The 21639-nt window shown below is 67.1% G+C and carries 20 protein-coding genes; 5 read left to right on the forward strand and 15 right to left on the reverse strand.

Annotation, left to right across the window (positions count from 1 at the left end):
• Positions 1–91: 91 nt before the first annotated feature.
• From purF to ACEYYA_RS03640, 5 genes are all read right to left on the reverse strand, one after another.
• Positions 92–1564, reverse strand: coding sequence for an amidophosphoribosyltransferase (gene purF, locus ACEYYA_RS03620; protein WP_374797678.1), 1473 nt, complete (start codon positions 1562–1564; stop codon positions 92–94).
• Between the two features lie 106 nt (positions 1565–1670).
• Positions 1671–2309, reverse strand: a complete 639-nt coding sequence (locus tag ACEYYA_RS03625) for a CvpA family protein (protein ID WP_374797680.1) — start codon at positions 2307–2309, stop codon at positions 1671–1673.
• A 17-nt stretch (positions 2310–2326) separates the two neighbouring features.
• Positions 2327–3703, reverse strand: coding sequence for a DNA repair protein RadA (gene radA, locus ACEYYA_RS03630; RefSeq protein WP_374797682.1), 1377 nt, complete (start codon positions 3701–3703; stop codon positions 2327–2329).
• Positions 3704–3761: 58 nt separating this feature from the next.
• Positions 3762–5165, reverse strand: coding sequence for a PepSY-associated TM helix domain-containing protein (locus ACEYYA_RS03635; RefSeq protein ID WP_374797684.1), 1404 nt, complete (start codon positions 5163–5165; stop codon positions 3762–3764).
• Between the two features lie 38 nt (positions 5166–5203).
• Positions 5204–5626, reverse strand: a complete 423-nt coding sequence (locus ACEYYA_RS03640; protein WP_374797686.1) for a hypothetical protein — start codon at positions 5624–5626, stop codon at positions 5204–5206.
• Between the two features lie 140 nt (positions 5627–5766).
• Between ACEYYA_RS03640 and ACEYYA_RS03645 the strand changes: the two genes are divergently transcribed.
• Entirely contained in the window at positions 5767–8247 is a 2481-nt protein-coding gene (locus ACEYYA_RS03645) for a GcvT family protein (protein WP_374797688.1), read from the forward strand.
• Between the two features lie 93 nt (positions 8248–8340).
• Here ACEYYA_RS03645 and ACEYYA_RS03650 read toward each other — a convergent pair whose 3' ends face one another.
• The 6 genes from ACEYYA_RS03650 to ACEYYA_RS03675 all read right to left on the reverse strand — a co-directional run bounded on the left by ACEYYA_RS03650 (position 8341) and on the right by ACEYYA_RS03675 (position 12949).
• Complete coding sequence (locus tag ACEYYA_RS03650) at positions 8341–9138, reverse strand: glycoside hydrolase family 25 protein (protein ID WP_374797690.1); 798 nt, start codon at positions 9136–9138, stop codon at positions 8341–8343.
• 165 nt (positions 9139–9303) lie between these two features.
• The gene (locus tag ACEYYA_RS03655) at positions 9304–9648 is read right to left on the reverse strand and encodes a carboxymuconolactone decarboxylase family protein (protein ID WP_374797692.1); all 345 of its coding nucleotides are present in this window, start codon (positions 9646–9648) and stop codon (positions 9304–9306) included.
• Between the two features lie 34 nt (positions 9649–9682).
• The gene (locus tag ACEYYA_RS03660) at positions 9683–10762 is read right to left on the reverse strand and encodes an NAD(P)/FAD-dependent oxidoreductase (RefSeq protein WP_374797694.1); all 1080 of its coding nucleotides are present in this window, start codon (positions 10760–10762) and stop codon (positions 9683–9685) included.
• A 41-nt stretch (positions 10763–10803) separates the two neighbouring features.
• Positions 10804–11253 (reverse strand): NUDIX domain-containing protein, encoded by a 450-nt coding sequence (locus tag ACEYYA_RS03665; protein ID WP_374797696.1) that lies wholly within the window; start codon positions 11251–11253, stop codon positions 10804–10806.
• Between the two features lie 49 nt (positions 11254–11302).
• The gene (locus ACEYYA_RS03670; protein WP_374797698.1) at positions 11303–11932 is read right to left on the reverse strand and encodes a DUF1345 domain-containing protein; all 630 of its coding nucleotides are present in this window, start codon (positions 11930–11932) and stop codon (positions 11303–11305) included.
• Positions 11933–11938: 6 nt separating this feature from the next.
• Entirely contained in the window at positions 11939–12949 is a 1011-nt protein-coding gene (locus ACEYYA_RS03675; protein WP_374797700.1) for a TraB/GumN family protein, read from the reverse strand.
• 219 nt (positions 12950–13168) lie between these two features.
• Between ACEYYA_RS03675 and ACEYYA_RS03680 the strand changes: the two genes are divergently transcribed.
• The 4 genes from ACEYYA_RS03680 to glpX all read left to right on the forward strand — a co-directional run bounded on the left by ACEYYA_RS03680 (position 13169) and on the right by glpX (position 17692).
• Complete coding sequence (locus ACEYYA_RS03680) at positions 13169–13456, forward strand: co-chaperone GroES (RefSeq protein ID WP_374797702.1); 288 nt, start codon at positions 13169–13171, stop codon at positions 13454–13456.
• 39 nt (positions 13457–13495) lie between these two features.
• The gene (gene groL, locus ACEYYA_RS03685) at positions 13496–15133 is read left to right on the forward strand and encodes a chaperonin GroEL (protein ID WP_374797704.1); all 1638 of its coding nucleotides are present in this window, start codon (positions 13496–13498) and stop codon (positions 15131–15133) included.
• A gap of 344 nt (positions 15134–15477) precedes the next feature.
• Positions 15478–16635, forward strand: a complete 1158-nt coding sequence (locus tag ACEYYA_RS03690) for a Hint domain-containing protein (protein ID WP_374797706.1) — start codon at positions 15478–15480, stop codon at positions 16633–16635.
• Between the two features lie 91 nt (positions 16636–16726).
• Entirely contained in the window at positions 16727–17692 is a 966-nt protein-coding gene (gene glpX / locus ACEYYA_RS03695) for a class II fructose-bisphosphatase (protein WP_374797708.1), read from the forward strand.
• Positions 17693–17716: 24 nt separating this feature from the next.
• Here glpX and ACEYYA_RS03700 read toward each other — a convergent pair whose 3' ends face one another.
• The 4 genes from ACEYYA_RS03700 to ACEYYA_RS03715 all read right to left on the reverse strand — a co-directional run bounded on the left by ACEYYA_RS03700 (position 17717) and on the right by ACEYYA_RS03715 (position 21631).
• Positions 17717–19123 (reverse strand): cryptochrome/photolyase family protein, encoded by a 1407-nt coding sequence (locus tag ACEYYA_RS03700; protein ID WP_374797710.1) that lies wholly within the window; start codon positions 19121–19123, stop codon positions 17717–17719.
• Positions 19120–20169, reverse strand: a complete 1050-nt coding sequence (locus ACEYYA_RS03705; protein ID WP_374797712.1) for a threonine aldolase family protein — start codon at positions 20167–20169, stop codon at positions 19120–19122. The genes ACEYYA_RS03700 and ACEYYA_RS03705 overlap by 4 nt, the downstream gene beginning before the upstream one ends.
• Positions 20166–20618, reverse strand: a complete 453-nt coding sequence (locus ACEYYA_RS03710) for a YcgN family cysteine cluster protein (RefSeq protein ID WP_374797714.1) — start codon at positions 20616–20618, stop codon at positions 20166–20168. Before ACEYYA_RS03710 ends, ACEYYA_RS03705 begins: the two co-directional genes overlap by 4 nt.
• An 89-nt stretch (positions 20619–20707) precedes the next feature.
• Positions 20708–21631 carry a bifunctional riboflavin kinase/FAD synthetase gene (locus ACEYYA_RS03715; RefSeq protein ID WP_374797716.1) on the reverse strand — a complete coding sequence of 308 codons (924 nt, stop codon included), beginning with the start codon at positions 21629–21631 and terminating at the stop codon, positions 20708–20710.
• Positions 21632–21639 lie beyond the last annotated feature (8 nt).

The following is a 21639-nucleotide window of genomic DNA, read 5'->3' on the forward strand; positions in this document are numbered from 1 at the left end:
CGCGCCTGACCGGGGCCTGCGAGCATGGCCGGCTGCGGATGCGTATTTGGGCAAGAAAGAAGGGCCAGTCGTGCCCGATGGCGGCGGCGGATTATTCCGCCGCCGGTTTCATCTGGAAGCCGCGTTCCAACTGATCGAAGGGCGCGACCGGGTATTCGCCCGAGAAGCAGGCATCGCAGAATTGCGGGCATGTCGCATCGCGGCCCGCGACCTCGCCCGCGGCGCGATACAGGCCGTCAAGGCTGACAAAGCGCAGGCTGTCGACGCCGATCCAGTCGCGCATCTCGTCCTCGGACATTTTCGCGGCCAGAAGCTTGTCGCGGTCGGGCGTGTCGACGCCGTAGAAGCAGGGCCAGGCGGTCGGCGGGCTGGCGATGCGGAAATGCACCTCTTTCGCGCCGGCATCCAGGATCATGTCCTTGATCTTTCGGCTGGTCGTGCCACGCACCACGCTGTCATCGACCAGCACCACCCGCTTGCCCGCGATCAGGGCGCGGTTCACGTTCAGCTTCAGCCGGACGCCCATGTTGCGGATCTGTTCGGTCGGTTCGATGAAGGTGCGGCCCATGTATTGATTGCGGATGATCCCCATGCCGTAGGGAATGCCGCTTTCATGGGCGAAGCCGATGGCTGCCGGGGTGCCGCTGTCGGGGACGGGGCAGACCAGATCGGCATCCACCGGGGCCTCGCGCGCCAATTCGACACCGATCTGGCGGCGGGTCTCATAGACGCTGCGGCCGCCGATGATGCTGTCGGGGCGCGAGAAATAGACCTGTTCAAAGATGCAGAACCGCGACGGCATCGGCGCGAAAGGGCGCGAGCTTTCGATCTGGCCTTTCGAGATGACGACCATTTCGCCCGGCTCGACCTCGCGCAGGAACTCGGCGCCGATGATGTCCAGCGCACAGGTTTCCGATGACAGCGCATAGGCGCCATCGGCCAGGCGGCCGATCACCAGGGGCCGCACGCCCAAGGGGTCGCGCACGCCGATCAGCTTGCTGCGGGTCATGGCGATGACGGAAAACGCGCCCTCGACCCGGCGCAGCGCATCCTTCAGCCGCTCGGGCAGGTTGCGCTGGATCGACCGCGCCATCAGGTGAATGATGCATTCGCTGTCGCTGCCCGACTGAAAGATCGCGCCGCGTTCGATCAGTTCGCGGCGCAGGGCGGCCGCATTGGTCAGGTTGCCGTTATGGGCGATGGCGCAGCCGCCCATGGCGAATTCGCCGAAAAACGGCTGGATGTCGCGCACCACAGCGCCCTTCGATCCGGCGGTGGAATAGCGCACATGGCCGATCGCCAGCGGGCCGGGCAGCGTCTCCATCAGCGATTGCTTGGTGAAATTGTCGCGGACATAGCCGAAGCGGTGGGCGCTGTTGAAGCCGCGTTCGGCGTCATGGCTGACGATGCCGCCGGCCTCTTGCCCGCGATGTTGCAGGGCGTGCAGGCCAAGGGCGACGAAATTGGCCGCGTCGCTGACGCCGATCACGCCGAAGACGCCGCATTCCTCGCGCAGCTTGTCGTCGTCGAACGGATCGGCACGGAACGGGGCAGCATCGGTCACCGGGCGATTCCCTTGATGATGGCGGTTGGCCTTCATTTAGGTCAGACGTTGCCGTCTGTCACCCCCGGCGGGACGCGACGGTCACGAAACCGTCGCGTTCAGTTTGTCAGTTGCCGGCGGGTGCGGCTTCCGCGCCCGGTGCCGGGGCGGTTTCGGCCGCAGGTGCGGTTTCCGCCGCAGGCGCTGTGGCCGGCACGGCGCAGCCCGAGACCAGTTCTTCATAGCGGCTGACGATCCAGCCCGGCGCGTCATCGGGGATCTGGTCATCGACGCTGCCGGTCAGGCCCGAAAACACCTGGGCCGAGCGCGAGTTGTCGACCACCGGGATCGACTTTTCGCCGATCACCCGGTCGTAGACGACAAAGGCCACCAGCACCAGGATCACCCCGCGCGCCACCCCGAACAGGAAGCCAAGCCCCTGATCGACGCTGCCGAGCGCCGAGTTCGACACGACCGAGGCAAACAGTGGCGTGATGATCGAGAACACCACCAGGGCCAGGGCGAACACCGCCGCAAAGCCGCCGATGGTCGACAATTCACAGCTATCGGCCAGGAACTTGTCCAGTCCGGGGATCTGCGCGATCAGCGGGCGCGCCGCGCCCGCGAACAGATAGGCCAGGATCGCGGCGCCGATCCAGCCCGCGATCGACAGCGCCTCGCGCACAAAACCACGTGCATAGGCGAGGATCGCCGACAGCAGGATGACAACCGCCACGATGGCGTCGATGATGGTAAAGCCTTCCATTCGTCCTTTTCCTGTCGCTATCCGGCGCCGAACATCTCGCCCACAAGGGAAACAAGCTCGGCCGCGCGATCCAGTTTCATGCCATCCATGCCCTCGATCTTGGTCGCATCGGGCACAATCGCGCGAGAGAAACCAAGTTTTTGGGCTTCTTTCAACCTGTTTTCGGTCTGTCCCACCGGCCGCAGCGCGCCCGACAGGCTGATTTCGCCGAAAATCACCGATTCCGGTGGGAGGGAAATATCTTCGCGCGCACTCAGAAGCGCGCAGGCGATGGCCAGATCGGCGGCGGGTTCGGTCACTTTCATGCCGCCCGCGACGTTCAGGAAGACATCAAGGCCCGCGAACGGGATGGCGCAGCGCGATTCCAGCACCGCCAGGATGGTCGAGACGCGCCCCGCATCCAGCCCCACGACAGTGCGGCGCGGGCTGCCCAGGGGGGAGGGGGCGACGAGGGCCTGAACCTCGGTCAGCACCGGGCGCGTGCCTTCGATGCCCGCAAAGACCGCCGATCCGGGCGCGGCGCCGCGTTCCGACAGAAACAGCGCCGAAGGGTTGGGGACTTCGGCCAGCCCGCTGCCCGTCATCTCGAACACGCCGATTTCGGCAGCGGGGCCGAAGCGGTTCTTGACGGCGCGCAGGATGCGGAACTGGTGGCCACGCTCGCCCTCGAAATACAGGACGGTATCGACCATGTGTTCGACGACGCGGGGTCCGGCGATCTGGCCGTCCTTGGTGACATGGCCGACAAGGATGATCGCGGTGCCCGAGCGTTTGGCAAAGCTGACCAGCTCATGCACGGCGGCGCGGACCTGGCCGACGCTGCCGGGCGCTGCCTCGACATGATCGGCCCAGAGCGTCTGGATCGAGTCGATCACCGCCAGTTGCGGCGCCTCGGCCTCGAGCGTGGTCAGGATGTCGCGCAGGTTGGTCTCGGCCCCCAGCAGCACCGGGGCCTCGGCCAGGCCAAGACGGGCGGCGCGCATCCTGACCTGGGCACTGGCTTCCTCGCCCGAGAGATACAGGCATTTCAGCCCGGCCTGCGCGAAACGCGCGGTGGCCTGCAACAGGATCGTCGATTTGCCGATGCCCGGATCGCCGCCCAGAAGGATCGCGGATCCGGCAACCAGCCCGCCACCCAGAACGCGGTCGAACTCGCCCATGCCAGAGAGGGTGCGCGGGGGTGGGGCTTCGTCCGTGTCAAGGCCGGTCAGCGTGATGCGCTTGCCGCGCGCGGCGCCCAGGGTGCGGCTGGCAGGGCCGGATTGCGACAGCGGCGCTTCCTCGATGATCGTGTTCCAGCCGCCGCAGGCATCGCAGCGCCCCGACCATTTCGGATGGGCCGCGCCGCATTCGGCGCAGGTAAAGGCAAGGGGTTTCACAGGTGACTTGGCCATGGCCCTTGTTGGCCGAAGTCATGCGGCGGGTAAAGGGGGCCTGACGGCCCCCTTTGGTTCACGACAGCGCGCGCTTCAGCGCCGGGATGCGGCTGAGGATGGCCACGTCCAGCACCAGCACGGTCAGCAGCGTCAGGCCCAGCACCGGAAAGGCCATCGACAGGGCAAGCGCGATCAGCACCACACCCTTGGCCAGCGGCACATCGACTGGCACCGGCGGCGCGGCCAGACGCCCCGCGCCGGTCGGGCGGCGCTTCCACCACATCACCGCGCCGCTGACGGCAACGGCGATCAGCAGGGCGCAGATCAGGATGTTCGCCACCGCGTTCAGCGTGCCCATCAGCCCCATGTGCAGCGGAATGCCCACGGCCATGGTCTTGCCCGCCAGCCCGTAATCGGCAAAGCGGATATCGGCCAGAATGCGCCCGCTGAAGCGGTCGACATGCACGGTGCGGTCGCTGGTCGGGTCGGTCGAATCGTTCGACATGCTATCGCGCGAGATCGTCCAGACGCCGGTGTCGCCATCGGGCACCGCAAGCTGAAAGCGCCCGTCAAAGCCGATCTGGCGGGCCAGGGCGGCGACGGTCTCCAGCGTGACGGGCGTGCCATGGGCCAGCCCCGTCACCCCCGCCTCCGAGCCCGAAGCGGGCATCGGCGTCTGCTCCAGCACCCACGGCACTGTCTCGGCCGCGGTGTGGTTCATGCTGGCGTGCAGCGCATCCGACAGCGGCACGTTGTCGAACTTTTCCGCCGGAAAGGTGGACCAGGCCTGCACGAACTTGCCGCCCCAGATCCCGGCCCAGGCCAGGCCCGACAGCAGGAACATCAGCAGGAACAGGCTGATCCAGGTGCCGATCACCAGATGAGCCGACTTCCACAGGCCGCGCCCGCGCGCAGTCAGATCGGGCACCAGCATCGCCCGCAGCCCGCGCCCGTCGCGCGGCCAGGCGAGGTATAGCCCGGTGACCAAAAGCAGCACCGACAGCGAGGCCGCGATCTCGACCAGCAGATCGCCCCAAGGCTTGCCCAGCATCAGCTCGCCATGCAGGGCATCGGCGAACTCCTCCCATGTGTCGCCTTCGCGGGTGTCGCGCAGCACCGCGCCGGTGGCGGGGTCCAGCGCGATGATCCGGGTCTGATCGGCGGTCTTGACGCCAAAGATCGCCGGGTTCGTGTCGCTGCGCGGCGCGATATACTGGCTGATCGTGGCGCCGGGATAATCGGTCATCGCGGCGCGGGCCTGCGCCTCGACCGGCAGCGGCCGGGTCACCGGGTCGATCACCATCCGGTCGCCATATTCCGAGGTGAAGGCGGTCATCGCCACCATCACCGTGCCGGTGATTGCCAGCATCAGGATGAAGGGGATGACGTAAAGTCCTGCGTAGAAATGCCACCGCCAGGCGGCGAAATACAGTTTGTTGGCGCGCGGCGCGGCGGCGCCCGCAGATTGGGGATTGGACATGTGTCCTCCTGTCCGTGTCTGAGATGGGTGGGGTCAGATCAGGACAGGATCGGGGGCGCGCGGGCGGCAAAGGGCCGCGCCGGGCGGCACGCAACGGGGCGGCAGGATGCGGGCCGGGCGCGGCGGGCGCGGGCGGCGCGCAGGGGCGCGCGGGGCAGGGTCTGGCCTGCCAGCACGACCGCGACTTGGGCGGCGGCAAAACCGCAGATCGCCGCCACGGCGCTGTCGTCACGGTGATCGGGGGCGGGGCCATCCGGGCTGGGCAGCGTCATGCTGACCGGGCCGTGGCCGGTGCAGATTTCCAGCTGCAAGACGCCGCCGGTGTTACGCGCGGGCATCACCCCCGGCGCGATCAGGCTGGCCGCGATCAGCGCCATCACCCCCAGCCGTGCCAGCACAATCGCCAGCCGCCCGGCAAGACCGGGGGCGCAGGGCGGCAGGGGGCGGGCGGGGCGCGTCATGGGCCGGTTGATGCGCCGGGCGCTTTGTCCGGTCAAGCGCCCTGTGATGTCGTTTTCGTCGCGGGGGTGTCGGCTTTTCTTGCCGGTTCCGCGCCGCCTCTGGCACAAGGGGACAAACCATCTGCGCATGAGGCCCAAGGATGAAAACCCATGTCAAAGCCCTGATCGTCGGTGGCGGCGCCGTCGGCTGCGGCATCGCCTATCACCTGGCCCGCGCCGGCTGGGATACGATGCTGGTCGAACGCGATGAGCTGACCGCCGGGTCGACCTGGCACGCGGCGGGCCTGCTGCCCTTGTTCAACATGAACTTCGCTGCCAGCCATATCCACGATTATTCGGTGAAGCTCTATAAACGGCTTGAGGCTGAAACCGGGCTGAACGCCGGTTTCGCCGTGGTCGGCAACCTGCGCATGGCCCAGACCGACGCGCGGATGGACGAATACCGCCTGTATTCCGCGACCGCCGAAACGGTGGGCATTGACCATGAGTTCCTGACGCCTGCCCAGATCAAGGCCCGCTGGCCGCTGGTGCGGACCGAGGATCTGAAGGGCGCGCTGTTTCATTCGCAGGACGGCTATATCAACCCCGCCGATGTGACGCAGGCGATGGCGCGCGGCGCGCGGATGGCGGGGGCGACCATCGAACGCAAGATACAGGTCAACGGCTATCGCTGGACCGGTTCGGAATGGATCGTCACCTGCGAACGCATGGTGGAAAAGGGCGGGATGCTGATCCCCTCGGGCGAGGTGATCGAGGTTCACGCCGAACATGTCGTCACCGCCACCGGCAACCACGCGCAGCGCACCGCGCGGCTGCTGGGGATCAAGATCCCGGCGATCCCGGTGGAACACCAGTATATCGTCACTGAACCCGACCCCGCGCTTGTGAAATGGCGCGCCGAGGGCAACCCCGAGCATCCGGTGCTGCGCGATGCCGATGCCAAATGGTATGTGCGCGAGGAACGCGGCGGCTGGATTCTGGGGCCGTATGAGAGGAACGCCCCCGCGCGGTTCCTGTATGACGTGCCCGGCAGCTTCCGCGCCGATCTGTTCCAGCTTGATCTGGACCGGATCGAGGAAGAATACGCCAGCATGATCCACCGCATCCCGACCAGCGAAACCGCCGGTCTGAAGGATGATTTCAACGGCCCGATCTGCTATACGCCGGACGGCAACCCTCTGGTCGGCCCCGCGCCCGGACTGCGCAACATGTGGCTGGCCGAGGGCTTTTCCTTCGGCATCACCGCTGCGGGCGGTGTCGGGCATTATCTGGCGCAGATGATGGTAGAGGGCGAGGCCGAGATCGACATGGCGGCCCTTGACCCGCGCCGTTACGGCGGCTGGATGACCACCGAATACGCAGCGCGCAAGAATGAGGAATGCTATGAGCATGTCTTCATCCTTCACCACCCCGATGAGGAACGCGAAGCCTGCCGCCCGCTGCGCACCGCCCCCGCCTATGATCGCCAGATCGCGGCGGGCGCGCAGATGGGGCAGGTGAACGGCTGGGAACGCCCCAACTATTACGCGCCGCAGGGCTTTGACGATCACGCGAGCCGCAGCTTCCGGCGCGGCGGCTGGTGGCAATACGCGCGCGATGAGGCGCAGGCGATCCGCGACACCGCCGGGCTGATCGACGCCTCGGCCTTTACCAAGCACCGGGTGACGGGCGCGGGGGCGACGGCGTTTGTGGACTGGCTGACCACCAACAAGCTGCCCAAGGTGGGCCGCATCAACCTGACCTATGCGCTGACCGATGCGGGCACGACGCGCACCGAATATACCATCGTGCGGCTGGCCGAGGATGATTACTATCTGATTTCGGCCGGGGCATGGACCGCCTATGACGGCGACTGGCTGGTGAAATCGGCCGAGGACTTTGGCGGCGATGTCGTGATCCAGGACATCACGACGCAATGGGGCGTGTTCGCGCTTGCCGGTCCCAATGCGCGGGCGATCCTGCGCGAGGTGGTCAAGGATGCCGACCCCGACACCGTTCTGGGCAACAAGCGTTTCCCCTGGCTGTCGATGCGCGAGATTGAGCTGGGCATGTGCCCGGTGCGCGCGATCCGCGTGGCCTATACCGGCGAACTGGGCTGGGAACTGCATTACCCGATCGAGTTCGGCCGCTATCTGTGGGATCTGCTGGTCAAGGCCGGCGAGAAACACGGGCTGAAGCTGGTCGGCGCGCGGGCGCAGAACTGGCTGCGGCAGGAGAAATCCTATCGCGCCTTCGGCACCGAACTGGGCCGCGACGCGACGCCGCTGGAGGCCGGGCTGGATCGCTTTGTCGATCTGGGCAAGGAGTTCCGCGGCAAGGCGGCGATGCAGGCCAAGGGCATCCGGTCGCTATGCGTGACGCTGCTGATCGACGGGCCGGCCGATGCCGACCCCTGGGGCAAGGAGGGGATCTTTGTCGATGGGGTGAAGGTCGGGCGGCTGACCTCGGGCGGCTATTCGGTGGCCTTTGGCAAGCAGATCGGCATGGGCTATCTGCGCCCCGATCTGGCGGTGCCGGGCACCCGCGTGAAGGTGCGGATGCTGGGCGACTTGTGGGATGCGGAAGTGACGGTGGACAGCCCGCATGATCCGGAAAACGCGCGGATCCGCGTGGATGGGTAGCGCCGTGGGGGCTGTCGGCCCCCAAACGCCCGAGGATATTTAACCCAAGAAGAAAGGGCCGCCCGGATGTGGGGCGGCCCTTTGTCGTTTCGCTTAGCGAACCGTGCGCTGTTTCAGCCAGCGTTGATAGCTGGCGACATTGCCCGCGAAAACGTTGATGTCGGTGTCGCCATTCACGCCCGGCACGATGCCGGTGCCGGTATATTGCCAGAAGGTCCAGCGTTCGTTCGGATAGCGCACCGAAGGGTGGTCGGCGACCGAGCGCAACCAGAACTCGGCCCGCAACTGGCCCAGGTCGTTGTCGGCATAGAAATCGGGCGTGGTATAGAAGATCGGCCGCTGGCCGTAATGGCGCTCAAGCGCGTTCAGGAAGCGGTTGGCGTGGTCGCGCACCACGGCGGGGGCCGGGCGGCCGGGGCAGTTGCGCGAGTTGGTCCATTCCATGTCCAGCACCGGCGGCAACGAACCGCTGGAACGGGGCACATGGCGGATGAACCAGGCTGCCTGTTCCTCGGGGGTGCGGCAGAAGTAATAGAAGTGATAGGCGCCGCGCATCACGCCCGCCCGCTGGGTGGCGATCCAGTTGGCCAGGAACATCGGGTCGGCCACGTCGCCGCCCTCGGTCGCCTTGATGAAGGCGAAGGAGACGCCGGAATTGCGCGCAGCACCCCAGTCGATGCCCGCCTGCCAGCGGGATACGTCGATGCCATGGACGGGATAGGTGGTGGGGGGGCGGAAGCTCCAGGGGTGGGGCTTGCGGTCGCCGAAGTTCGGCCCGACCCCGGCAGGGGCCGAGGGGTAGCCGCCGCGGTGGCCGCCACAGGCCGCCAGGCCCAGGCCAAGCATCACCACGAACAGGACGCTGAAAAGCGCCCGAAGGGGGCGGGTCATATCTGCTGCCTCATCTGTTGGGAGGGGTTTGCCCCCTTTTGGCCCTTTTGCCCTGTGGTGGGGCCTGTGTCATCCCGCCATGGTCGCGCCGGGCAGCATCCGGCGGATCACGATCCTGTGAGGCGGGCGGGGACGGGCGTTCCGCCCCCGCGTCCTTGGGCCGGATCAGCCCTTGGCGGCGGTCAGTTCGTCCCAGCAGGCTAGGGCCTTGCTGGCATACATCAGCGACGGCCCGCCGCCCATCTGCACGGCCATCGCCAGCACATCCGACATTTCCGCGCGCGTGGCGCCGGTCTTCATCAGCGCCTCGACATGCAGCATGATGCAGGGCTCGCAGCGTTGGCTGATGGCGATGCCCAGGGCCACGAACTCTTTTTCCTTCAGCCCCAGGGTGCCGCCCTCCTTGACGGCCTTGTTCAGCCCGCCAAAGGCCTGCGCGGCCTCGGGGATGGCCTTGTTCAGGGCGCGCAGATCGCTGCGCAGATCGGCCAGCTTGTCGCTGTAGCCCATGACACGTTCCTTTCCGTGAATATGTTCTGGCGCCTCAGTGCCGCGAAAAGCGGGCGGGATCAAGGGCGGCGACGACCGGTGCGGGCAGGGCGGATGTGCGTCCCGCGATGCGGTCGGCGACCAGTTGGCTGGCGGCGGGGCAGGTCTGGAACCCATAGCCGCCCTGACCCGCGACCCAGACGAAGGCGTCATCGGTGGCATCCGGGCCAAGCACCAGGTTGTGATCGGGCGCAAAGCTGCGCAGCCCGGCCCAACTGGCGATCAGCCGCGTCACAGGCTCGCTCATGTAGTGTTCATAGCGCGCCAGCCCCTCGGCCAGGACCATGTCGTCAGGAAAGGCGTCATGGGGCGGCATCGGGTCGGCCTCGCAGGGGGAGACCAGCAGCGCGCCCGCGTCGGGTTTGAAATAGAAGGTGTCGCCTGGGCCGACCAGCATCGGCCAGCCCGACAGGTCATGCCCGCCCGGTGCCGGAATCCGCGCCATCGAGCGGCGATAGGGTTGCAGGCCGATCGGCGCGATCCCGGCCATCTGTGCGATCTGGTCGGCCCAGGCCCCGGCGGCGTTCACGATCACCCGGGCCGTGATCTGGTCCCCGCCCGCCGTCACCGCCCAGCCCTGCGGCAGGCGGCGGATGGCGCTGACCGGGGCGCGGGTGATGACCTGCGCGCCCTCGGCGCGGGCCTGGCGCAGGAACATCTGGATCAGCGCATGGGTGTCGATGTCCCAGGCATCGGGCGAGAAGGCGGCGCGGGCGACGGTGGCGGGGTTCAGGATCGGCACCATGGCGCGGGCCTGATCCAGCGGCATTTCGGTCAGTTCGAAATCGGCGCATTCGCGGGCGAAGGTCTCGTCGCCGCCGACCGCGCCGATCAGCATGAAGCCGCGCGGCGACAGGGTGCCGCTGGCCTGATAATCCGCGAATGAGGCGCGGTTCAGTTCGCGCACCACCGGCGGGCCATAGGTCGCCTCGTAAAGCGCGGCCGACCGGGCGGAGGATTGGGTGGCCAGATGCGCCTCGGCCTCGACGAGGATGACACGGCCCAGAGGCGCGATCCGCGCGGCTGCCGAAACGCCGGCGATGCCGCCGCCGATGATCAGAAAATCGCTATCCATGGCGGCAATCTGGCACGGGCGGGCCGCGCCGTGAAGGGGGATCAAGCCGGGCGGATCATCGCCTCAAGCGGGTGAAGGATCGCCGGGCCGGGGGCTGCCCAGGCGGCATCGGCCAGGCCGGTGGGCGCGTGCGGTTGCCCGGCCAGATCGGCGCGGCTGATCCAGCGAAAGGCGTGAACGACGCCTGCCGGATCGGCCATCCGCAGGCTGCCGCAGGCGATGGTGGCGCGAAAGAACAGATCGACCTGATGAAAGCCGCTGCCTTCGTCGTGGAACTGACCGATCAGCGCCAGCGGGCCGGGGGTGATGGTCAGGCCGGTCTCCTCGGCCACCTCGCGGATCAGCGCGGCCTCGATGGCTTCGCCCGGCTCGATCCCGCCGCCGGGGGCGACCCACAGCGGCGCGGCGGCGTCGGGGAAGGCGTTGACCAGCAACAGCCGGTGGTCAGCGTTCAGGATCAGGGCGCGCACGGCCAGGCGGATCGGGGGCATGGGCGCAATCTGGCAGCGGGCGGTGGCGGCGTCCAGTGGGGGGCGGCGTCTAGCCGACCATTGCCCCGGCGGCGCTGACCGCAAGCGCCAGCAGCACGGTGTTGTAAAAGAACGACAGCGCCGCATGGGCGGTGACCAGGCGGCGCAGCGCCGGCGACGTCACCACCACATCCGAGACCTGCGCCGTCATGCCGATCCCCATCGAGAAATACAGAAAGTCGCCGATCCCCGGCTGGTCGGTGCCGGGAAAGGACAGGCCGTGGCGGGTCGGGCCTTGGCTGTAGAACAGATGCGCATAGTGAAAGCCCGCCAACACATGCAGCATCGCCCAGCCCAGTGGGACCGAGGCAAGCGCCAGCCCGGCGTGCAGCCGTCCGCCGCCGCCAAGCGCCTGAAACACCGCCGTCAGCGACACCGCCAGCACCGCCACCGCCAGCGGGGCGATCAGCAAGCCGCCCTCATCGGCCTGCACGGCGCGGTGGCGCAGGGTGGCGGGGGTCAGGCGTCGGGCCAGCAGCGCCGCGCCGATCAGATAGCCGGCAAAGGCGGTGTCGGTGCCCAGCAGCGCCAGATCGCCGCCCGTCAGCGCCAGCGGCAGACGCGACAGGATCGCCGCCGCCGCCAGCCCCGCGACCAGGGCCAGCAGAAACCGCCGGTGCCGCGCCCAGATCCCCCGCATCGCGCCCTATCCATCCAGCCGGGTCAGGTGCCAGCCGTCGCGCGCCAGCAGGTCCAGCAGCCCGTCATGGCCGCCCAGATGCAGCGCGCCCACGGCCACGACGACCGGGCCTTCGGCGGCGGCATCGGCAATGCGCGGCAGCCAGGCGCGGTTGCGGCTGGTCATCATCCGATCCTCAAGCATCGTCATCTGGCGCGTCACCTCGGCCTCGGTCAGGCCGGAATTGGCCTTGGCATCGACCAGCCCGAACTCCCAGATCAACCAGGGCTCGGCCTGGAAATAGGCGTCCGCCAGGGTCACGGCATAATCCTCGGCATGGGCTTCGGTCGACAGCGCGGTCAGGATCATTGCCTTTTCATCCTCGGCCGGCATGTCGCGGAAGATCGAGAAGACAGTATCATAGGGCTCAAGCGCGCGGATCGGCAGGTCGCGTTCGGTCGCCATGTCGATGATCCGGTGATCCAGTCCGCGCTGCCCGTTCTGCATGTCGCGCATCATGCAGGGCGACAGCGCCAGCGTCACGGTGACCATCCAGGGCTTCATCTTGGCGGCGACGGGGGCCAACATGCCGCGCGCCTCGGCGGCGGCGCGCAGTCGCTGCCAGTCGCTTTCGTCCAGGATATCGGGCAGGGTCGGCCCGGTGGTGATGAAGGCCAGCGAGGGGTCAAGCGCCAGGGCATTGCGCAACTGCGCTTCCTCCTCGGGGCCGGCCTCGACCATCAGCGCGTGGGCTTCGTCCAGACGCGGGGTGATCTTGTCGATCAGCGCCTGATGGCGGGGGTCGTGCAGGTGATAGGTGCCGATCAGCGTGACCTGCCGGCCGTCCTTTTCGGCGCTGTAGATCAGCCCCTGCGGATAGGGCACGGCATGGGCGGCGGCGATCATCGCCTCGCGCTGATCGGCGGGCATCGCCTCGATCAGGTTCTGACCCTGGCAGGCGGTCTGGGCAAAAGCCATCGGCGCGCTGAACGCCATCAGCGCCGCCGCGCACAGGCTGCGGATAAAGGGAATCGTCATCAATATGGCCTTTCATCTTGGCCCCAATGTGACATTTCCCCGGCCCGCCGACCACCCATCCACCACCCCCGGACCGGTCATCTTTACGTCAGATCGGGCCGCGATTGGCTCTCTGGCGGGTGTTGACTCGGGTCGGGTGGCTGCCTAAATCGGCTGTCGTTGGCACTCACCCGATGTGAGTGCTAAAACTTCTCAACCGGAACTCAAGGGAGTATCCCGATGGCTTTCAAACCGCTGCATGACCGTGTGCTGGTTCGCCGCGTCCAGTCCGACGAAAAGACCAAGGGCGGGCTCATCATCCCCGACAGCGCCAAGGAAAAACCGGCCGAGGGCGAGATCGTCGCCTGCGGCGAAGGCGCCCGCAAGGATTCGGGTGAACTGATCGCCATGGCCGTGAAGGCCGGCGACCGCGTGCTGTTCGGCAAATGGTCGGGCACCGAGGTCACCATCGACGGCGAAGAGCTGCTGATCATGAAGGAAAGCGACATCCTGGGCATCATCGCCTGATCGTCGCCCACCCCCTAACCGTTTCAAGGAGCACCTGACATGGCTGCGAAAGAAGTCAAGTTCGGCACCGACGCCCGCGACAAGATGCTGAAAGGCGTCAACATCCTGGCCGATGCCGTGAAAGTCACCCTGGGCCCGAAAGGCCGCAACGTGGTGATCGAGAAATCCTTTGGCGCGCCGCGCATCACCAAGGACGGCGTTTCGGTCGCCAAGGAAATCGAACTGTCCGACAAGTTCGAGAACATGGGCGCCCAGATGGTCCGCGAAGTGGCCTCGCGCACCAATGACGAGGCTGGCGACGGCACCACCACCGCCACGGTTCTGGCGCAGGCCATCGTGAAAGAGGGCATGAAGGCGGTCGCCGCCGGCATGAACCCGATGGATCTGAAGCGCGGCATCGACCTGGCCACCGCCAAGGTCGTGGAATCGATCAAGGCCGCCTCGCGCCCCGTCAACGACAGCGCTGAAGTCGCGCAGGTCGGCACCATCTCGGCCAATGGTGAGGCCACCATCGGCAAGCAGATCGCCGAAGCCATGCAGCGCGTCGGCAACGAGGGTGTGATCACCGTCGAAGAAAACAAGGGCATGGAAACCGAGGTCGATGTCGTCGAAGGCATGCAGTTCGACCGCGGCTATCTGTCGCCCTATTTCGTCACCAATCCCGACAAGATGATCGCGGATCTGGAAGACGCCTACATCCTGCTGCACGAAAAGAAGCTGTCGTCGCTGCAACCGATGGTCCCGCTGCTGGAGCAGGTCATCCAGACCCAGAAGCCGCTGCTGATCATCGCCGAGGATGTCGAGGGCGAGGCCCTGGCGACGCTGGTCGTCAACAAGCTGCGCGGCGGCCTGAAGATCGCCGCCGTCAAGGCGCCGGGCTTTGGTGATCGCCGCAAGGCCATGCTGCAAGACATCGCGATCCTGACCGGCGGTCAGGTCATCAGCGAAGATCTGGGCATGAAGCTGGAAAACGTCGGTCTGGACATGCTGGGCCGCGCCAAGAAAGTGACGATCAACAAGGACAACACCACGATCGTCGACGGTTCGGGCGAGAAGGCCGAGATCGAAGCCCGCGTGGCCCAGATCCGCACCCAGATCGAGGAGACCACCAGCGATTACGACCGCGAAAAGCTGCAAGAGCGCGTGGCCAAGCTGGCCGGTGGTGTGGCCGTCATCAAGGTCGGCGGCATGACCGAAGTCGAAGTGAAAGAGCGCAAGGACCGCGTTGACGACGCGCTGAACGCCACCCGTGCCGCCGTTCAGGAAGGCATCGTGGTCGGCGGCGGCGTCGCGCTGGTGCAGGCCGCGAAGGGTCTGGAAGGCGTCAGCGGCGCCAACTCGGATCAGGATGCGGGCATCACCATCGTGCGTCGCGCGCTGGAAGCCCCGCTGCGCCAGATCGCCGAAAACGCGGGCGTCGATGGCGCCGTCGTGGCCGGCAAGGTGCGCGAATCCAGCGACAAGAACTTTGGCTTCAACGCCCAGACCGAAGAATATGGCGACATGTTCAAGTTCGGCGTCATCGACCCGGCCAAGGTCACCCGCACCGCGCTGGAAGATGCGGCCTCGATCGCGGGTCTCTTGATCACCACCGAAGCGATGGTGGCCGAAAAGCCCGAGCCGAAGCCCGCCGCCGGCGGCATGCCCGATATGGGCGGCATGGGCGGTATGATGTAAGACATCCGTCAGGATCACGGGAAAGGGCGCCTTCGGGCGCCCTTTTTCGTTTCGGACATTCGACATTCTGTCTGCCTGTCTGAAATCAAACGATTTTTCCTTAGGCTTAAGTCGCTGGAACTGCACTGTTCATTCCTGAAAAAGACGTTGAAAGACACTTTAGCTTAACTTAATTGCGCGATGTGTTTGCAGATGGCGCTCCCTGAACGGGGCCGCCGCCTGAACCCACCGGTCGTTTTTTGACCGGTCAGCCCGAGAATCGGGACCATCCCAATCCAAGCCGCGCCCGGTCGCGGCCGAACACGACTGCCTGCCGTTCCGCGGCGGGGAAGAAAGGAATTTTCATGGCCGCCGAACTTAGCTTCAGCGTCATTTCACTTGGCGCGCTGCCGGTCATCGACCCTTACGAATACAATAACGATGCCGAGGACGCCGGGCTGCTGGTCGGGCGCAGCTTTGATCGGTTGACCGCTGACAATCTTCAGACCTTCCGCCCGGCGTTATCGCGCACCACCTTCAGCGACACGGCGGATTCAGGTGGTGCCTATGACAGCTATAATCAGGACAGCAGCTATGGCGCCGACTATTTTGAAATCGTCGCGGCCGATGGCAGTGTCAGCGTTCATCGTTTCGACGCTGTGGTGTCCTATCGCGCCGATGTCACCTTTGTCGATCCTCAGACCCGGCTGTTGCGCAGCAAGTCGGTCCAGATCGGTGTCATTCAGGATAGCATCGGCAATACCTGGGTCGTGCCGCCGTCGACCTATTCGCGGGACACCGCGCTGCTGGATGCGACGATCACCCGCATCGAGCTGACCGATGTGGTCGAAAGCAGCTTTACCGGGCTGCACGCCTGGCGTGAGCAACTGCCCGAGATGCGCACGGCGCCGTGTTTCACGGCGGGCACGCTGATCGACACGCCCCAAGGCCCCCGCCTGATCGAGACCCTGGTGCCGGGCGACCTTGTTCTGACCTGCGACCATGGCGCGCAGCCGCTGCGCTGGATCGGGCGGCGTCACTTTACGCGCGACCAGCTTGCCAGCCTGCCGCACCTGCGCCCGATCCGTATTTCAGCGGGCGCATTGGGCGGCGGCTGCCCAAGCCGTGATCTGGTCGTCAGCCCCCAGCATCGCGTGCTGGTGCGTTCCCCGATCGCGCAGCGGATGTTCTCGGCGCCCGAAGTGCTGGTGGCGGCGCGGCATCTTTGCGCGCTGGATGGCGTCGATGTGCTGCCCTGCGGGGCGGGGGTCAGCTATCTGCATCTGATGTTCGACCGTCATGAGGTGATCCTGTCCAACGGCGCGGCGACCGAAAGCCTGTATCCCGGCCCCGAGGCGCTGCGCGCGCTTGGCCCGGCTGCGCGCCACGAGGTGCTGACGATCTTTCCCGAACTTGGCTTTCCGGGGGCCTGTCCCCAGCCCGCGCGGGCGCTGATCGCGGGTCGCAAGGGGCGCAGCCTGGTCCGGCGGCACGCGGCCAACAGCCGGTCTCTGGTCGAATAGTGGCAAGGGCCGGCGGCGTTAGCGCCCCCAGACTTGCCCCGCCGCATCACCCCGCGCTAGATGCGCCTGACCCCAATGAACAGGTGGACCCATGCCCCATACCAAGGACTTCAACGACCGGATGCTGTCGCTGGGCCTCGCCCGCGTGTCCGAGGCCGCGGCCCATGCCAGTGCCCGCCTGATCGGGCGCGGCGATGAAAAGGCCGCCGACCAGGCCGCCGTCAACGCCATGCGCGACCAGTTGAACATGCTGGACATCAAGGGCGTGGTGGTGATCGGTGAGGGCGAGCGTGACGAGGCCCCGATGCTGTTCATCGGCGAAGAGGTCGGCACCGGCGACGGCCCGGCGGTCGATATCGCGCTGGACCCGCTTGAGGGCACGACGCTGACCGCCAAGGACATGCCGAACGCGCTGACGGTGATCGCCATGGCGCCGCGCGGCACGCTGCTGCACGCGCCCGATGTCTATATGGAAAAGCTGGCGATCGGGCCGGGTTATGACACGGATATCGTCAGCCTGGACATGGCCCCGGCGGAACGGGTGCGGGTGCTGGCGAAAGCGCGCGGCGTCACGCCCGAGGACATCACCGTCTGCATTCTGGAACGCCCCCGGCATGAGGATCTGATCGCCGAGGTGCGCGCGACCGGCGCCTCGATCCGGCTGATCACCGATGGCGATGTGGCGGGCGTCATGCATTGCGCCGAACCGGAACTGACCGGGATCGACATGTATATGGGATCGGGTGGCGCGCCCGAGGGCGTTCTGGCGGCCAGTGCGCTGAAATGCATGGGCGGGCAGATGTGGGGCAAGCTGTTGTTCCGCAACGACGACGAACGCGGCCGCGCCGCCAAGGCCGGGATCACCGACCTGAACCGTATCTATTCGCGCGACGAGATGGTGACGGCGGACGTGATCTTTGCCGCCACCGGCGTGACCAACGGCTCGATCGTGCATGGCGTCAAGCGTCAGCCCAAGTTCATCGAGACCGAAACCATCCTGATGCGGTCCAAGACCGGATCGGTGCGCCGGGTGCTTTATCGCAACCCGATCCGCTGACCGGGCGGGGCGCGGCAGGTTGACCTACCGCGCCTTCCAATCCTGATAGACGGCCAGCGCGCGGGCGCGGCCCTGGCCCAGATCGATCAGCGGCGCGGGACGTCGCGCCGGATCGGGCAGGCGCCAGGACCGTGGCGCGGCCTGTTCGACATCGGTATGGGTCAGCCAACGGCGGGTGTAGCTGCCGTTCGGATCGGCCTTTTCGGCCTGCAACAGCGGGTTGAAGATGCGGAAATAGGGCGCCGCATCCGGCCCGCAGCCTGCCACCCATTGCCAGTTCATTGCATTCGAGGCCGGATCCCAATCGGTCAGCGTATCGGCGAACCACGCCATGCCCAACCGCCAGTCGGTCAGCAGGTGCTTGGTCAGATAGCTGGCCACGACCATGCGGATGCGGTTGTGCATTCGCCCGGTGGCGAACAATTCGCGCATCCCGGCATCGACCAGTGCCTGCCCGGTTCGGCCACGCTGCCAGGCGATCAGCGCATCGGACGCGCCCTGCCAGGGAAAGCCCTGCCAGTCGGGGCGCCATTCGGCATGCTCCATGTCGGGGCGGTCATACAGCAGGTGCCAGGCGAATTCGCGCCAGACCAGTTCGGACAGGAACTTCTGCCCCGCCTTGGCCAGCGCCGGGCGGGCGGCGATGGCGGCGCGGGTGTCGGCCAGAATGCGGCGGGGGCTGATCTCTCCCACCGCCAGCGCCTCGGCCAGCTCGGACGTGCAGGCCCGATCCGCGCGATCGCGCCCGGCGGCATAATCGCGCAGCGGCCCCTCCAGAAAGGCCGCCAGCCGGGCGCGGGCGGCCTCGGCCCCGGCGGGCAGGGCGTGACGGGCCAGAGCCGCCGCGCCCCGGTTCATCGGCGCGCACAGATCGGCCAGCATCGCGGCCAGCGTCTGATCCTGCGTCTGGCCGGGGTTGGCAGCGGGGGCGGGGGGCGGCACGGGATCGGCGGGCGCATCGGGCGGGTCCAGCGCCCACAGCGCGCGGGCGAAGGCCGAATAGACCTGATACATCCGCCCTTCGCCGGTGACGACGCGGCCCGGCGGGATCAGGAAAGCCCCCGAATGCAGCGTCAGGCGGCAGCCCTGCCGGGCCAGCGTCTCGCCCACGCTACGGTCGGTCTGGCGCTGCGCGGGGGTGGGCCAGGCATTCGCGTGAACCGCCTCCGCACCGGTCTGACGCGCCAGTTCAGCCAGCACCACCGCCGGATCGCCGCGCCGCAGGATCAGTTCGCCCCCGCGTTCGCGCAGGTCACGATCCAGCGCCGACAGCCCCTGCGCCAGCCGCCATCTGCTGGCCGCGCCCTGCGCCGCCAGCCCGTCATCCAGAATGAACACCCCCTGCCAGCCCGGACCGGCCGCGGTGATGGCGGGGTTGTCGATCAGCCGCAGGTCGCGGCGGAACCAGACCAGCGGCGCGGCGGCTGTCATGCCAGCAGCGCCAGAAAGTCGTCAACCTCGGCGGGCGTGGTTGACCAGCTTGTCACCAGACGGCAGGTCAGCGGCTCATCCCCCGGCCCCTCAAGCGACTGATCGAAGGGCCAGAAATAATAATGCGCCCCGCCGGCCTGCGCGCGGGCATGGGCGGCGCGGGGAAAGGCCGCAAAGACCACATTCGCCTGGGTCGGGTGGGTCAGGCTGGCGCCGGGCAAGGCGGCGATCCCCGCCGACAGCCGCGCCGCCATGGCATTGGCCTGCCCAGCCAGGTTCAGCCAAAGGCCCTCCTCCAGATAGGCCGACATCTGCGCGGCCAGGAACCGGTGCTTGGAAAACAGATGGCCCGCCCGCTTGCGGCGCAGCTCGAACGCCCAGGCGCGGGCGGGATCAAAGATCACCACCGCCTCGACCCCCATGCAGCCGTTCTTGGTGCCGCCCAGCGACAGCACATCCACCCCCGCCCGCCAGGTCAGATCGGCAGGCGATGCCCCGGTTGCGGCCACGGCATTGGCAAAGCGCGCCCCATCCAGATGCACGGGCAGGCCAAAATCGCGCGCCACATCGCAGATGGCGCGGGTCTGTTCGACCGAATAGACCGCCCCCGCCTCGGTTGCATTGGTCAGGCTGACCATGCCGCGCTGCACGTTATGGACCCCGGCGCGGGCGCTGTGCGCGATGGCGCGGCGCAGATCGGCAGGGTTCATCCGGGCATGGTCGCCGTCAATCAACACCAGCTTGGACCCGCCGGTGAAGAACTCGGGCGCGCCGCATTCATCCTCTTCGATATGGGCATTGCGGTGACAATAGATCGCCCCCCAGGGATCGGTCAGGATCGCACAGGACAAGGCATTGGCAGCGGTGCCGGTAGCCACCAGAAACACCCGCGCTTCGGGTGCCTGAAAGATCGCGCGGATCTGGTCCTGCACCCGCGCGGTCAGCGCATCGGCACCATAGCTGGGCATGGTTCCGGCATTGGCCGCGGCAAGGGCGGCCATGATCTGTGGCGCCACGCCCGTCACGTTGTCCGACGCAAAGTTCATGCCAGATCCTCGATGATGTAATGGTCCCAGTCGTCCTCGGCGACTTCATATTCCGGCACCGTGCGCCCGCGCATCGACATGCCGGCGGCGTGAACGCTGTCTGGATCGCCGGTCACCAGCGGATGCCAGTCGGGCAGATCGCGCCCCTCATGCCGCAGGCGATAGGCGCAGGTGGCGGGCATCCAATAGGCCACCTTGGCAATGGTCTTGGGGGTGATGCGGATGCAGTCGGGAACGAACTGGTGGCGGATCGGATACTGGCTGCACCGGCAGGTCGCGTCATCCAGCAGGCGGCAGGCAACGCGGGTGTATTCCACCTCGCCGGTGTCCTCGTATTCGATCTTGTTCAGACAGCATTTGCCGCAACCGTCACACAGCGCCTCCCATTCGGGGGCGGTCAGCTGCGTCAGGGGGCGTTCCCAGAAACGGGGGCGAAGGGTCGTCTTCATGCGCCGGACACTGGCTGAAACCGCATCCCGCGGCAAGAGGTCGTCAGCCCTTCTTTCTTGCCCAAATACGCAGCAACGCCACCACCTGATCAGATCCCCGACAGGATCGCGCGGGCGCGCGCGCTGTCATCATCCATCTGCGCGATCAGCGCGGGCAGCCCGTCGAACCGCGCCTCGGGGCGCAGATAGTGGATCAGCGCCACCGACAGATGCTGGCCGTAAAGATCGCCCGCAAAGTCGAACAGATGCGTTTCCAGAAGCGGCACCTGACCGTCGAACATCGGTGACAGGCCGAGGTTCGCCACCGCGTCATATTCGCCCTGATGCGGGCCGGTCAGCACCTTGGCGCGCACCGCATAGACGCCAAAGCGCGGCGGATGCAGCCCGGCGATGGCCATGTTCGCGGTCGGATAGCCCAGCTCGCGGCCGCGCTTGGCCCCGTGCAGCACCTCGCCCTCGATCCGGTGCCAGTGGCCCAGCATCTGCGCGGCGTCCTGCACCCGCCCCTCGGTCAGCGCGGCGCGGATCGCGGTCGAGCTGACCTCGGCCCCGCGTTCGCGCATCAAAGGCGCGATGGTGACGCCAAAGCCCAGGGCGCGGCCCAGTTCCGCCAGCACCTGCGCATCGCCGTCGCGGCCCTTGCCGAACCGGAAGTCGGCACCGACGGTGACATGGGCGACACCTAACCCATCGGCCAGCACGGTGCGCGCAAACTCGGCCGCGGGCATCGCCGCCAGCCGCGCATCAAAGGGCAGTTCATACAGCCGCTCGACACCGACATGGGCCAGGCGGTTGGCGCGCGCCTCGGCGTTCATCAGGCGAAAGGGCGGCGCGTCGGGGGCAAAGAACTGGCGCGGATGGGGTTCAAAGGTGATGACACCCAAGGGGCCAAAGCGGCGCGCCGTATCGATGACCGATTGATGACCCCGATGCACGCCGTCGAAATTGCCCATCGCGCAGGAGGCCCCGCGCAGGGTCGCGTCGATCCCGGTCCAGTCGTGGATGATCTGCATGGCGCCCC

This window comes from Paracoccus zhouxuedongae (genome assembly GCF_041927815.1).
Classification (GTDB): Bacteria; Pseudomonadota; Alphaproteobacteria; order Rhodobacterales; family Rhodobacteraceae; genus Paracoccus.

Bases quoted from the DNA above. Each gene is read 5' to 3' on its own strand.
- ACEYYA_RS03625 (WP_374797680.1), bottom strand. From the start codon at position 2,309: ATGGAAGGCTTTACCATCATCGACGCCATCGTGGCGGTTGTCATCCTG.
- radA (WP_374797682.1), bottom strand. From the start codon at position 3,703: ATGGCCAAGTCACCTGTGAAACCCCTTGCCTTTACCTGCGCCGAATGC.
- ACEYYA_RS03635 (WP_374797684.1), bottom strand. From the start codon at position 5,165: ATGTCCAATCCCCAATCTGCGGGCGCCGCCGCGCCGCGCGCCAACAAA.
- ACEYYA_RS03640 (WP_374797686.1), bottom strand. From the start codon at position 5,626: ATGACGCGCCCCGCCCGCCCCCTGCCGCCCTGCGCCCCCGGTCTTGCC.
- ACEYYA_RS03645 (WP_374797688.1), top strand. From the start codon at position 5,767: ATGAAAACCCATGTCAAAGCCCTGATCGTCGGTGGCGGCGCCGTCGGC.
- ACEYYA_RS03650 (WP_374797690.1), bottom strand. From the start codon at position 9,138: ATGACCCGCCCCCTTCGGGCGCTTTTCAGCGTCCTGTTCGTGGTGATG.
- ACEYYA_RS03655 (WP_374797692.1), bottom strand. From the start codon at position 9,648: ATGGGCTACAGCGACAAGCTGGCCGATCTGCGCAGCGATCTGCGCGCC.
- ACEYYA_RS03660 (WP_374797694.1), bottom strand. From the start codon at position 10,762: ATGGATAGCGATTTTCTGATCATCGGCGGCGGCATCGCCGGCGTTTCG.
- ACEYYA_RS03665 (WP_374797696.1), bottom strand. From the start codon at position 11,253: ATGCCCCCGATCCGCCTGGCCGTGCGCGCCCTGATCCTGAACGCTGAC.
- ACEYYA_RS03670 (WP_374797698.1), bottom strand. From the start codon at position 11,932: ATGCGGGGGATCTGGGCGCGGCACCGGCGGTTTCTGCTGGCCCTGGTC.
- ACEYYA_RS03675 (WP_374797700.1), bottom strand. From the start codon at position 12,949: ATGACGATTCCCTTTATCCGCAGCCTGTGCGCGGCGGCGCTGATGGCG.
- ACEYYA_RS03680 (WP_374797702.1), top strand. From the start codon at position 13,169: ATGGCTTTCAAACCGCTGCATGACCGTGTGCTGGTTCGCCGCGTCCAG.
- groL (WP_374797704.1), top strand. From the start codon at position 13,496: ATGGCTGCGAAAGAAGTCAAGTTCGGCACCGACGCCCGCGACAAGATG.
- ACEYYA_RS03690 (WP_374797706.1), top strand. From the start codon at position 15,478: ATGGCCGCCGAACTTAGCTTCAGCGTCATTTCACTTGGCGCGCTGCCG.
- glpX (WP_374797708.1), top strand. From the start codon at position 16,727: ATGCCCCATACCAAGGACTTCAACGACCGGATGCTGTCGCTGGGCCTC.
- ACEYYA_RS03700 (WP_374797710.1), bottom strand. From the start codon at position 19,123: ATGACAGCCGCCGCGCCGCTGGTCTGGTTCCGCCGCGACCTGCGGCTG.
- ACEYYA_RS03705 (WP_374797712.1), bottom strand. From the start codon at position 20,169: ATGAACTTTGCGTCGGACAACGTGACGGGCGTGGCGCCACAGATCATG.
- ACEYYA_RS03710 (WP_374797714.1), bottom strand. From the start codon at position 20,618: ATGAAGACGACCCTTCGCCCCCGTTTCTGGGAACGCCCCCTGACGCAG.
- ACEYYA_RS03715 (WP_374797716.1), bottom strand. From the start codon at position 21,631: ATGCAGATCATCCACGACTGGACCGGGATCGACGCGACCCTGCGCGGG.